We start from the raw sequence: 12,875 nt of genomic DNA on the forward strand, positions 1-12,875 counted from the left end.
GCGCAGTTCCCCGCGCCCCTCAAGGCAAAGGATTGCGCCGTTCCCCGCGCCCCTAAAAGCAAAAGACTGCGCAGTTCCCCGCGCCCCTCAAGGCGAAAGACAACAGATTGCGCCGTTCCCCGCGCCCCTGAAAGGCGAAAGGCGAGAGACTGCGCTGTTCCCCGCGCCCCTGAGAGGCGAAAGGCGACAGATTGCGCCGTTCCCCGCGCCCCTGGGAGACCGCGGCCCTAGGTGCCGATCGGCGAGAGCGTTGGTGGGGGTGCTGCGGTTTCCAGTTCCAGTAGCCAGATCTCGTTCTGGCCCTTTTTCAGGGTTGGGCCCGGGATGTGGAGGGATGGCTGGGGGCCCGTCGACCAGTAGCGGCCGAGGTTGAAGCCGTTCAGCCAGGCGAAACCTCGCGTCCAGCCGGGGAGTTCGAGGCGGGCGTCGCCCGGGGCGGACACCGTGACCGTGCCGCGGTAGAGGCCGGGCGCGGACAGCGACGGCACCGGCTCGAACGGCACCGACCCCACCCCCGCGTCGAACGCGTCCAGCCTCAGCGCCCGCGCCCGCACCCCGTGCAGATACTGCCGCTCGTGCAGCACACCCCCCGTGATGCCCTTCGGCTCGCCGGTCCGCGGACCGTAGTTGACCCGGCCCAGCGACTCCACCCACAGGTCCACCCGCGCGGGGCCCGCGACCGGCTCCTTCAACTCCGGCTCGTGCTCGGTCACCACCCCGGCCCGCACCCCGTCGACGTACACGACCGCCAGATCCCGCAGCCCCCGTACGGTCAGCGGGTACGGGCGGCGCGGCCCCGGTACGTCCACGGTGTAGTGCACGAGCCCCCGGTCCACGTCCAGTTCCTCGAACGTGGGCGGTACGGGCGTCTCCGTCTCCGGCCCGCCGAGGGTGTCGAGGACGGCCGGGAGGGGAGCCCAGCCCGTCAGCTCCACGGTGGCGGGGGAGCCCAACGCGGGCGGCGCGGGCGGCGGTTCGGGCAGAGGGCCGTCCGCGTACGCGGCCAGGAGCGTGCGGAACCGCCAGAACTTCTCCGTGGGGCGGCCGGCCTCGTCGATCGGCGCGTCGTAGTCGTACGACGTCACGTCCGGCTCCAGGACCCCGTCGTGCAGCGCGCCGCCACCCCGGTTGGCACCCGCCCAGCCCGCGAAACTCGTACCGCCGTGCGCCATGTACAGGTTCACCGACGCCCCGCACTCCAGGATCTCCCGCAGCGCCTCCGCCGCGTCCAGCGGATCACGTACCGCGTGCTCACCGCCCCAGTGGTCGAACCAGCCGCACCAGAACTCCATGCACATCAACGGCCCCGACGGCCGGTGCCGGCGCAGTGTCCTGAACGCCTCGCGTGCCTGCGAACCGAAGTTCACCGTCGCCGGTACGCCGTCCAGGGAGCCGCCCGTGAGCATGTGGTCCTCGGGGCCGTCCGACGTGAACAGCGGCACCCGTACGCCCTCCGCGCGCAGCAGTTCGGCGAGGTGACGCAGATACACCTGGTCCGAGCCGTAGCTGCCGTACTCGTTCTCCACCTGCACCATGACCACCGGGCCGCCGCGGTCGAACTGCCGGGGCACGATCTGCGGCAGCAGCCGCGCGAACCACCGCTCCACCGGACCCAGGAACCCCTCGTCCCGGGTGCGTATCCGCGCGCCGAGCCCACCGGTCACCCAGTGCGGCAGCCCGCCGTTCTCCCACTCGGCGCAGATGTACGGACCCGGCCGCACGATCGCCCACAGCCCGGCCGCGTGCGCCGCGTCCAGGAACCTGCCCAGCGCGTCCACGTCCCGGTACACGCCCGGCGCCGGTTCGTGCAGATTCCAGGGGACGTACGTCTCCACACAGTTGAGGCCCATCGCCCGCAGCATCGCCAGCCGGTGCCCCCACTGACCCTCGTGCACCCGGAAGTAGTGCAGCGCCCCCGACAGCAGCCGCACCGGCCGCCCGTCCACCAGGAAATCGGTGTCCCCCACCGTGAACTCGCTCATGCCCGCCACCCTCACCCCTGGCGGCGGGCCCGGTCCATGGACAAAGATCGGCACTGGTTGGACGCAGTTCCGGACGGCGCCGACGGAGCCTGCGGGGCAGTCCGTGGGAGGGAGACAGCGGATGTATCACACCTGGATGCGGTTCTTCACCCCCGGACCCGCCCACCACCGGCTCGGCCTCGTCTGCCTCGGTGTCGGACTCCAGCACGGCACACTGCCCACCGTCGGACCCCGCACCCTCGACCACCACGTCGCCGTCGTCGTCAGCACCGGCCGCGGCTGGTTCCGTACCCCCGACGGACGACGCACCGCGGTCACCGCGCCCGCCCTGCTCTGGCTCACCCCCGGCGTACCGCACCACTACGGGCCCGACCCCGACACCGGCTGGGACGAGGCCTTCGTCGACTTCACCGGACCCACCGCCGACACCTACACCGAACTCGGCTACATCGAACCGCACCGGCCCGTCGTCGCCCTCTCCGACGCGGGCGCCGCCCGCGCCACCGTCGGCCGCATCGTCCGTGCCGCCCGCCGCGGCAACCCCCTCCTCGAAGTCGAGACCAGCGCCGCCGTCCACGAACTCCTCGTCACCCTGCGCCGCGCCCGCGCCGACACCGCCCCCGACGGCGAACAGGTCCTCCAGGCCCTCGCCCGCGACGCCTGCAAACCCCTCACCGTCGCCGACCACGCCACCCGGCACGGCATGACCCCCGCCGAACTGCGCACCGCCGTCCGCCGCGGCGCCGGCTGCAGCCCCAAGGACTACCTCCTCGGTATCCGCCTGGGCCGCGCCAAGGAACTCCTCGCCGCCACCGAACTCCCCGTCGCCGCCGTCGCCCGGCGCGTCGGCTACGACGACCCCGCCTACTTCTCCCGGCTGTTCACCCGCCGCGTCGGCATGGCACCCGTGCGCTTCCGGGAACAACAGGCCCACACGGTCCCCGGCGGCTGGAGCGACCAGGTCCCCGATCCCGGCGATCCCCCGATCATCGGGAGGACCCCCACCGGCTGAGACACCCGACGTAGGGTTGGCATCCATGACCACCAGCAACACCGACAACAGCAGCGGCGCGGCCGACAACAGCGGTGCCGGCAGCAACACCAGTGCCGGCGACAACAGCGGTGCCCGCAGCGGCGCCACCACCGGTGACATCGACCCCGCCGTCCGCGCCGACCTCGACCGGCTGCGCGAGAGCATCGACAACATCGACGCCGCCGTCGTCCACATGCTCGCCGAGCGCTTCAAATGCACCCAGCAGGTCGGCCACCTCAAAGCGGCCCACCAACTGCCGCCCGCCGACCCCTCCCGCGAGGCCCAGCAGATCGCCAGACTCCGACGACTGGCCGAAAACGCCAACCTCGACCCGGCGTTCGCCGAAAAACTCCTCAACTTCATCATCGCCGAGGTCATCCGCCATCACGAGCGCATCGCGGAGCACACCAACACCCGCGAATGACCACTCCCGGCCCCCGGCGCGCACCCGTTCTCAGGCCGTTGTGAGCCCTGCCCCCTCGGCGTGCGCGCCGAAATGAGGCATCCTGCGCTGAGCACTCCCTGTCAGTCGGTTCGGACTTAAGCTGGTTGGTCCAAGCGAGGGGACTTCGCTCCATGCCGTCGGATGCCAAGATCCTCATAGTGGACGACCACGAGGACACGCTCTACGCCCTGGAAAGCGCCCTGGCCCCCCTCGGCTACCAGCTGACCCGGGCGACCAGCGGCGACGAAGCGCTGAAGGAAGTCCTGCGCGGCCAGGTCGGCCTGCTCCTGCTCGACGTGCACATGCCCGGCGTCAGCGGCCTCGACGTCGTCCGCTACATGCAGGGCGTCGAACAGACCCAGCTCATCCCGATCATCCTCGTCACCGGATTCGGCCCCAGCACCGCACTGGCCTCCGCCGCGTTCCGCCTCGGCGTCGCCGACCTCGTCATGAAACCCATAGACCCCTGGACCCTGCGCACGAAAGTCCGCTACCTGTACGACTCCCACCAGCGCTACCGGTCCATGGAGAGAGAAGTCCGCGAACTGAGGGCCCTCGTGAAGGAACCCACCGCCCACTACGACCCCCCGATCACCGCGCAGCGCCCCGCGCCCCGCAAACAGGAACAGGGCCGCACCGCGTAGGCGTCCCCCACCCCGGGCGCACGGCCGCCGTACCGGGCCGCCCCTGTGCCGGGCCCCGCCCATCAGGCAGCATGGCACCCATGTCCGTACTGACGCGCGACGAAGCGCAGACCCGTGCCACACTCCTCGACGTCCACCGCTACCGGATCGCACTCGACCTGACGCGCGGCGACGAGACGTTCCACTCCCACACCACCATCACCTTCACGGTCCGCGGCGAACAAGGCGGCGACCAGGGTGGTGACCACGACGGGAACCACGGTGGCGGGAACACCTTCGTCGAGCTCAAGCCCGCCGAACTGCGCTCCGCCACCCTCGACGGACACCCCCTCGACCCGGCGGCGCTCCACGAGAACCGGCTCCCCCTCACCGGCCTCACCGCGGGCACCCACGAACTGACCGTCGACGCCGACATGCGCTACTCCCGCACCGGCGAAGGCATGCACCGCTTCACCGACCCCACCGACGGCGAGACCTACCTCTACACCCAGCTGTTCATGGACGACGTCCAGCGCGTCTTCGCCGCCTTCGACCAGCCCGACCTCAAATCGGTCTTCGAACTCACCGTCACGGCCCCCGACGACTGGACCGTCCTCACCAACAGCGTCACCACCCGCACCGCCGACGGCACCTGGCAGGCCGCACCCACCCCGCTCATCTCCACCTACCTCGTCGCCGTCGCCGCCGGACCCTGGCACTCCGTACGCACCGAACACCGCGGCCTGCCCTTCGGCATCCACTGCCGGCGCTCCCTCGCCCCCCACCTCGAAGCCGACGCCGACGAGATCCTCGACATCACCCGCGCCTGCTTCGACCGCTACCACGAGAAGTTCGAGGAGCCGTACCCCTTCGACTCCTACGACCAGGCGTTCGTCCCCGAATTCAACGCCGGCGCCATGGAGAACCCCGGACTCGTCACCTTCCGCGACGAATTCGTCTACCGCTCCGCCGTCACCGACACCGAACGCCAGACCCGCGCCATGGTCATCGCCCACGAGATGGCCCACATGTGGTTCGGCGACCTCGTCACCCTGCGCTGGTGGGACGACATCTGGCTCAACGAGTCCTTCGCCGAGTACATGGGCTACCAGACCCTCACCGAAGCCACCCGCTTCACCGGCACCTGGACCGACTTCGGGATCGTGCGCAAGGCCTGGGGCTACGACGCCGACCAGCGCCCCTCCACCCACCCCGTCGCTCCCGACCCCGAAGCCGTCCCCGACACCGCCTCCGCACTCCTCAACTTCGACGGCATCTCCTACGCCAAGGGCGCCTCCGCCCTGCGCCAACTCGTCGCCTGGCTCGGCGAGAAGGACTTCCTCACCGGCATCAACACCCACTTCGCCCGCCACAAGTTCTCCAACGCCACCCTCGCCGACTTCATCGAATCCCTCGCCGCCGCCACCGAACGCGACGTCCACGCCTGGGCCGAATCCTGGCTGCGCACCACCGGCGTCGACACCCTCACCGCGACCGTCACCACCCAGCCGGGGGAGTGGACCCTCACCGTCGACCGGGCCGGCAGCCGCCCCCACCGCGTCAACGTCGGCGTCTACGACCGCGACCTCGGCAGCGACCGCGCCCTCGTCCTGCGCGAACGCTACGAGACCGACATCCCGCAGAACGGACCGGCCGCACCCCGCCCCGGCACCCGCCCCGCACTCGTCGTCCCCAACGACCACGACCTCACCTACGCCAAGATCCGCCTCGACGACGACTCCGAGAAGACCGTCCTGCGCGGCATCTCCGGCGTTCCCGACGCCCTCACCCGGGCCGTCCTGTGGAACACCCTGCGCGACATGGTCCGCGACGGCGACCTCGACCCCGCCTCCTACCTGGACACCGTCCGCGCCCACCTCCCCGAGGAGACCGACCTCGCCATCGTCCAGGGCGTCCTCACCTTCGCCGCCACGCAGGTCGCCGACCGCTACCTCCCCGCCCACGACCGGCCCGCCGCCCTCGCCACCCTCACCTCACTGGGCCGCGACCTGCTCCGCCGCACCGAGGACGGCGACCACCCGGGACTGCGCCTCCTCGCCGTACGCCACCTCATCGACGTCGCCGCCCAGCCCGACACCATCAGCGCCTGGATCTCCGAGGGCACCGTCCCCGGCGGACCCGAACTCGACCCCGAACTGCGCTGGCGCATCCTCGGCCGCCTCGCCGTCCTCGGCGCCGTCGACGACGCCGTCATCGACGCCGAACTCGTCCAGGACCCCAGCGCCACCGGCCAGGAGGGCGCCGCCCGCTGCCGCGCCGCGCTGCCCGACCCGGTCGCCAAGCGGGCCGCCTGGGAGGCGATGTTCGCCGGCGACGACCTGTCCAACTACCTGTTCACCGCCACCGCCCGCGGCTTCTGGCAGCCCGAACAGGCGGATCTGGTACGGGAGTTCGTGCCGCGGTACTTCGAGGACGCCGTCGCCCTCGCCGCCCGTCGGGGGCCCGCCATCGCCGACGCGGCGGGTCGGTGGGCGTTCCCCGCGTACGCGATCGACGCCGAGACGCTCGCGCTCGGTGAACGCTGCCTCGCCGAAGCGGGTCCGATCCCGTCCCTGTCCCGCAAACTCACGGACCAACTGGACGACTTGTCCCGCGCGTTGCGCTCACGCGGGCGGTAGGGGGCCCGGGCCCTCCGGGGGGCGTCCGTCTGCGGCCCGGTGGGGGCGGGTCGCGCAGTTCCCCGCGCCCCTGGGGGTGGAGGGTGGAGCGCGTCCGGCTGCGGCGCGGTGGGGGTGAGCCGCGCAGTTCCTCGCGCCCCTGGGGGGTGGGGGGCTTGGAGCGTGTCCGGCTGCGGGCCGGTGGGGGTCGGCCGCGCAGTTCCCCGCGCCCCTGAAGGCGGGGCTGCGCCCCTGCCTTCAGCTTTTAGGGGCGCGGGGAACTGCGCGGCCAGCCCCCACCGGCCAGCCCCCACCGGCCCGCGCTTACCCACCGGCCGCACGCCCCCGGGCAAAGCCCACCACCACACTTTCGGGTACCGATCACCCAACTCCCTGCGCCCCGAGCGGAACGCGACAACGCTGAGAACCCCGTCCCGCGCCCCGGAGGCCCTCATGAGCGCACCCCTCGCCTCAGGCCCCCACGGCCCGGACAACCTGCGTCCCTTACTGGACACAGTGCTGGCCGCACTGAGGACGGGCGCCGCCACCCGCCCCGGCCCCCTCCCCGCCGGCGGCCCCCCGGCCGTGGCCGCCCGTCTGCGCGAAGCCCTCGGCGACCCCCTCCCCGAGTACGGCGACGACCGCGCACTCCACACCCTCGTGCACGCCTTCACCGCAGGCGCCGCGGACCCCGCCCACCCCCACTGCACGGCCCACCTCCACTGCCCGCCTCTCGCCGTCGCCACCGCCGCCGACCTCGCGGCCTCCGTCCTCAACCCCTCCCTCGATTCCTGGGACCAGGCTCCCGCGGCCTCCGAGCTGGAATCCCTCGTCACCCGCGCCCTCGCCGCCGAGGTCTATCCCCCCACCGGGCGGACCGCCGTCCCCGACGCCCTCGTCACCACCGGCGGCACCGAGTCCAACCAGCTCGCCCTCCTCCTCGCCCGCGAACAGCACCCCCAAGTGCGACTCGTCCAGGCGGAGAACGCCCACCACTCCCTCCACCGCGCCACCTGGCTCCTCGGCCTCCCCGAACCGGTCACCGTGCCCGCTCCCGCCGGCACCATGGACCCCGCCGCCCTGGACCAGGCCCTCACCGCACTCGGCGGCCCACCCGGCACCGTCCTCGTCGCGGCCACCGCCGGCACCACCGACGCCGGCCTCATCGACCCGCTCCCCGACATCGCCGGCATCTGCGAAACCCACGGCGCCCGCCTCCACGTCGACGCCGCCTACGGCGGAGGCCTCCTCCTCAGCGACCGCCACCGCCCCAGACTCGACGGCCTCAGCCGCGCTCACACCGTCACCCTCGACCTCCACAAACTCGGCTGGCAGCCCGTCGCCGCAGGCCTCCTCGCCGTCCGCGACCCCCACGACCTGCACGCACTGCGCCACCACGCCGACTACCTCAACGCCGACGACGACACCGAAGCCGGCCTCCCCGACCTCCTCGGCCGCTCCCTGCGCACCACCCGCCGCGCCGACATCCTCAAGATCGCCGTCACCCTCAGGACCCTCGGCCGCAGGGGGCTCGGCGCCCTCGTCGACCAGGTCTGCGCCCACGCCACCGCACTCGCCGACCTCATCGACGTACACCCGCACTTCGAGCTCTACGACCGGCCCACCATCAGCACCGTGCTGTTCCGCCCCGCCCAGGCCACCGACAGCACCGTCGCCGACGTACGCCGCACCCTGCTCACCCAAGGCCGCGCCGTCCTCGGCCGCGCCCGGCTCGACAACCGCCTCTGGCTCAAAGCGACCCTGCTCAACCCGCACACCGGACCCGGCGACCTCGCCGCGCTCCTGGAACTGGTGGAAGGACACACCGCCCGATGACGCCGCCCGCCACACCCCCCACGCACCCCGTGCACCACCAGCCCGAAGCCCCCCGCGACCTCGTCGGCATCGGCATCGGCCCCAGCAACCTCTCCCTCGCCGCCCTCGCCCACCCCCTCGCCGAACTCGACACCGTCTTCTACGAACAACACCCCACCTTCGACTGGCACCCCGGCCTCCTCCTCGAAGGCGCCACCCTGCAAGTCCCCTTCCTCGCCGACCTCGTGACCCTCGCCGACCCTGCCAGCCCCTGGACCTTCCTCAACTACCTCAAGACCCGCGAACGCCTCTTCCCCTTCTACTTCTCCGAGCGCTTCCACATCCACCGCGCCGAGTACGCCGCCTACTGCCGCTGGGTCAGCGACAGCCTCCCCGGACTCCACTTCGGCCACCAGGTCGACGCCGTCCGCTGGAACCCCGAACGCGACGTCTTCGAAGTCGACTTCACCCAACTCGACACCGACGGCGAAGCCGAAGCCCTCGGCCGCACCTACACCAAGAACATCGCCCTCGGTATCGGGACCGCCCCCCACATCCCCGAACCGATGCGCCCCCTCGCCGAAGCACCCGGCGTGCCCGTCATCCACGCCGCCGACTACCTCAAGCACCGCGAGAACTTCCTCGCCGCCGACCACATCACCGTCATCGGATCAGGGCAGTCCGGCGCCGAAGTCTTCCTCGACCTCCTCAGAAACCGCCCCGTCGGCCGCGAAAGAATCCACTGGCTCGCCCGCACCGAAGCCTTCGCGCCCATGGAGTACTCGAAACTCGGGCTCGAACACTTCACCCCCGACTACACGCGCTACTTCCACGCCCTGCCCGAACCCGTACGCGACCGGCTCGTCCCCGCCCAATGGCAGCTCCACAAAGGCATCGACGCCGACACCATCGCCGCCATCCACGACGAGCTCTACCGCCGCACCCTCGACGGCGGCTGGCCCGACACCGTCCTCACCCCCGGCGTCCACGTCCGCACCGCGGGACGCATCGCCACCACCAAGATCGAACTGCATCTGGAACACACCCAGCAGGCCGGCCGCTCCCGCATCACCACCGACGCCGTCGTCCTCGCCACCGGCTACCGAGAACGCCCCCTCGACCGCATCCTCGCCGGACTCGACCCCTACATGCGCCGCGACGCCTCCGCCCGCCCCAGGATCGACGACCGGCACCGCCTCGTCCTCGACCCCTCCGTCACCGGCTCCGTCTACGTCCAGAACGCCGAGACACACACCCACGGCGTCGGCGCCCCCGACCTCGGCCTCACCGCCTGGCGCGGCGCGAGCATCCTCAACTCCCTGACCGGCAAGGACCCCTACCCCCTGCCGAGCCGAACCGCCTTCACCACCTTCGGACTCGCCCCGCAGCCCCAGATCCCGTCCGCCAGGCGACCGAAGACCCTCACACCATTGGTGGCCGACTGAACATCAGCCGACCACCGGTGAGAAACACCCGCACAGAGCTCTACGCCGCTAGAAGACCGGCGTGCCCTCACGCGTCAGCTTCCAGTCCACCGACGCGAACTCCTTCGGGTCCAGCGAACCCTTCGCCGTCACCCACTCCGCGATCCGCGTACGGATCTCCGTCGACTCCGCCCACAGTTCCTTCGCCGACGCCACGTGCGGGAACGCACCCCCACCGTTCGCCCGGTAGTTGTTCACCGCGAACACGAACTGCTGCGCGTCGTCCAGCGCCGCACCGTTGAAGGAGAGGTTCTTGATCCGCGACCCCGCCGCCTGCGCGATGTCGATGTCGTACGACAGCCCCGACACGTAGTCGTAGTTGTAGTCCGGCCGGTTGCCCGCGTTCGTCAGCTTCTCCACGTCGACCACCGCACCGGCCGCCGTCCGCACGAAGTACTCCGCCGAGAACTCCAGGTACGCCCGCACCTGCGCACCCGTCAGCAGCTTCGCGACCAGCGTGTTGTCGTACACGTACAGACTCGACAGATCCCGGATCGTCACGTCCCCCGCCGGAATCTCCGACGTCCGCGAGAACGGCGACGCCTGCGACAGCACCGGCAACGACGCGTACTCCGTACCCGCCAGCGCCGCCTTGACCACGTCCTCCTGGACCTTCGTGATCAGGTCGATGATCGGCGCGTCCTTGTACCGCGCCTCCACCGTCGTCAACGTCTCCGTCGCCGTCCCGACCACCTGGTTGACGTACGCCACGACCACGTCGTGCTCGTCCTTCAGCAGCTTCGTGATCCTCGGGTCGTCCGCCACCGCGTTCGAGTTACGGACCGACGCGGCCACCGACTCGACCGACCAGCGGCCCTTCTCGAAAACCAGCTCGAAGTCGAACAGCGACAGCCGCTCCGCGTACGCCAGCGGCTCCGACAGCACGACCGTCTTCCCCGACTTCGTGTTCGTCACCTTCAGCTCGGGAATCTCCACATGCGCGTGCCCGACCAGAATCGCGTCGATCCCCGGCACCTGCTGCGCCACCAGAGCCGCCGAATTCTCCACGTACGGCAACTGGTCACCGTACGACGACGTGCCCGAGGAACCGGAGTGCGCGGACACGACCACCACGTCGGCACCCATCGACCGCAGCTTCGGCACCCACTTCGCCGCCTGCTCCTCAAGACCCGGGAACACCAGCTTCCCCTGGACATACGCCTTGTCCCAGATCGCGATACCCGGATTCGTCAGACCGAGAACCGCGACCTTGACCGGCGGAGCACCCTTCACATGGAACTTCTTCATGAAGTACGGAGGGAAAGCCGGCTTCAGCGTCTTCGCGTCCAGCGCATTCGCACCCAGCAGCGGGAAACGGCACTGCTGCTCGAACTTCCGCAGCGTCTCGATGCCGTAATTGAACTCGTGGTTCCCCAGCGCCACCGCGTCATAGCCGATCGCGTTCATCGCCTGCGCCATCGGGTGCACCGGACCGCCCTTGGCGGTGATCGGGTCGACCTTCGCGTAGTAGTACGTCAGCGGCGTGCCCTGGATCGTGTCACCCGCGTCCAGCAACAGCGTGTTCCCGCGGCCCTTCTCCTTGCGCACCGCGTTCACCAGCGTCGAGATACGCGCCAGACCCTGCGCGTTGCCCGCCGCGTCCTTGTACTCCGCGTCCTTGAAGTAGTCCCAGTTGAAGACATGACCGTGCAGATCCGTCGTGCCCATCACCGTCAGCGAGTACCGCTTCGGCTTCGGCTTCCCGTGCCCCGCCGCCACCGCGGCCTCGGCGCCCGGCGCCGCCGCCGCACCGGCCAGAGCGACCCCGGCCCCGGTCACAGCGGACTTCTTCAGGAACTTCCGACGGTTCAACGGCATGACGGGCTACTCCTCGGAGGAACGATCAACGACGCGCGTAGACATGGATACGGCTGACGATCAGAACTTCAACAACGCGCGTAGATTCTGACCCGACCACCCCACGCGGCAACACCCCCCGCAGGTTTCGATCTGATGACCGGCAGACACCGAGGCAGGCACCGCGACAGACGCCACGGCCGGCCCACCGGTGACAGAGTGGTACGCATGACCTCCGCACCCGAGCAACCAGGGCACCCCGGTCCCGCCACCCCCTACGGAACCCCCGCCGCCCCCCGCATCGCCGTCCGCGGTGAAGCCCACCTCGAAGTCGACCCCGAGATCGCCCGCATCGGCATCACCGTCAGCGCCCGCGGCACCGACCGCGCCGACGCCCTGAACGACCTCACCCGCCGCAACGCCGCCGCCCTCGACCTCATCAAGACCTACGGCGACTCCGTCGAAAAACTCGAAACCGGCGCCTTCTCGATCACCCCCGAACTCACCAGGCACGGCCGCGGCGAACGCATCCGCGCCTACCACGGACGCGTCCACATCACCGCCGAACTCACCGACTTCACCGCCCTCGGCGAACTCACCACCCGCCTCGCCGACCTCGACCTCACCGGCATCGACGGCCCCTGGTGGGCCCTGCGCCCCGACTCACCCGCCCACCGACAGGCCCGGCAGCAAGCGGTACGCGAAGCGGTCCAACGAGCCCGCGAATACGCCGAAGCCCTCGGCACCACCCTCGCCGCGCTCGTCGAACTCGCCGACATCGAAGCCGAGAACGTGCAGCCCTACGGGATGGCGGCACCCCAGTTCGCCATGCGCTCCAAAGGCTTCGACGCCGGCGCCCCCGAACAGGCCCCCGCCCTCGATCTCGAACCCGAACGGCAACACGTGTACGCACAGGTCAACGCCCGTTTCACCATGTCACCACCCGTGCTCTGAAAGCCCTCCGAAGAACTCCTGAAATGCTCATCGGAGCGCCCCCGCGCACAATCCAACCGTTGTCAATATCCCTTCACGCAAAGGTTGTTGAGTAGTCATGCAGCGCCAATTCCCTACCCGCTGG

At 70.6% G+C, this 12,875-nt stretch carries 9 protein-coding genes; 7 read left to right on the top strand and 2 right to left on the bottom strand.

Annotation, left to right across the window (positions count from 1 at the left end):
• Positions 1–227: 227 nt before the first annotated feature.
• The gene (locus ACFVH5_RS04050) at positions 228–1,982 is read right to left on the bottom strand and encodes a beta-galactosidase family protein (protein WP_385831896.1); all 1,755 of its coding nucleotides are present in this window, start codon (positions 1,980–1,982) and stop codon (positions 228–230) included.
• 121 nt (positions 1,983–2,103) lie between these two features.
• Here ACFVH5_RS04050 and ACFVH5_RS04055 point away from each other — a divergent pair, with 121 nt between their 5' ends.
• The 6 genes from ACFVH5_RS04055 (at position 2,104) to ACFVH5_RS04080 (ending at position 9,961) form a co-directional block, all read left to right on the top strand.
• Positions 2,104–2,994: a helix-turn-helix domain-containing protein gene (locus ACFVH5_RS04055; protein ID WP_385831898.1), complete on the top strand. Its 891-nt coding sequence runs from the start codon at positions 2,104–2,106 to the stop codon at positions 2,992–2,994.
• A 139-nt stretch (positions 2,995–3,133) separates the two neighbouring features.
• Entirely contained in the window at positions 3,134–3,439 is a 306-nt protein-coding gene (locus ACFVH5_RS04060) for a chorismate mutase (protein WP_385831995.1), read from the top strand.
• A 152-nt stretch (positions 3,440–3,591) separates the two neighbouring features.
• Positions 3,592–4,104: a two-component system response regulator gene (locus ACFVH5_RS04065; RefSeq protein WP_384808135.1), complete on the top strand. Its 513-nt coding sequence runs from the start codon at positions 3,592–3,594 to the stop codon at positions 4,102–4,104.
• Positions 4,105–4,175: 71 nt separating this feature from the next.
• The gene (gene pepN / locus ACFVH5_RS04070) at positions 4,176–6,722 is read left to right on the top strand and encodes an aminopeptidase N (protein ID WP_385831900.1); all 2,547 of its coding nucleotides are present in this window, start codon (positions 4,176–4,178) and stop codon (positions 6,720–6,722) included.
• 432 nt (positions 6,723–7,154) lie between these two features.
• Complete coding sequence (locus tag ACFVH5_RS04075) at positions 7,155–8,537, top strand: pyridoxal phosphate-dependent decarboxylase family protein (protein WP_385831901.1); 1,383 nt, start codon at positions 7,155–7,157, stop codon at positions 8,535–8,537.
• A complete protein-coding gene (locus tag ACFVH5_RS04080; RefSeq protein WP_385831903.1) occupies positions 8,534–9,961 on the top strand; it encodes a lysine N(6)-hydroxylase/L-ornithine N(5)-oxygenase family protein in 1,428 nt (475 codons plus the stop codon). Before ACFVH5_RS04075 ends, ACFVH5_RS04080 begins: the two co-directional genes overlap by 4 nt.
• A 48-nt stretch (positions 9,962–10,009) precedes the next feature.
• Here ACFVH5_RS04080 and ACFVH5_RS04085 read toward each other — a convergent pair whose 3' ends face one another.
• The gene (locus ACFVH5_RS04085) at positions 10,010–11,818 is read right to left on the bottom strand and encodes a bifunctional metallophosphatase/5'-nucleotidase (RefSeq protein ID WP_385831905.1); all 1,809 of its coding nucleotides are present in this window, start codon (positions 11,816–11,818) and stop codon (positions 10,010–10,012) included.
• Between the two features lie 207 nt (positions 11,819–12,025).
• Between ACFVH5_RS04085 and ACFVH5_RS04090 the strand changes: the two genes are divergently transcribed.
• On the top strand, positions 12,026–12,751 hold the full coding sequence (locus tag ACFVH5_RS04090) for an SIMPL domain-containing protein (protein WP_385831906.1): 726 nt from the start codon (positions 12,026–12,028) through the stop codon (positions 12,749–12,751).
• Positions 12,752–12,875 lie beyond the last annotated feature (124 nt).

This window comes from Streptomyces sp. NPDC127119 (assembly GCF_042677425.1).
GTDB lineage: Bacteria > Actinomycetota > Actinomycetes > Streptomycetales > Streptomycetaceae > Streptomyces.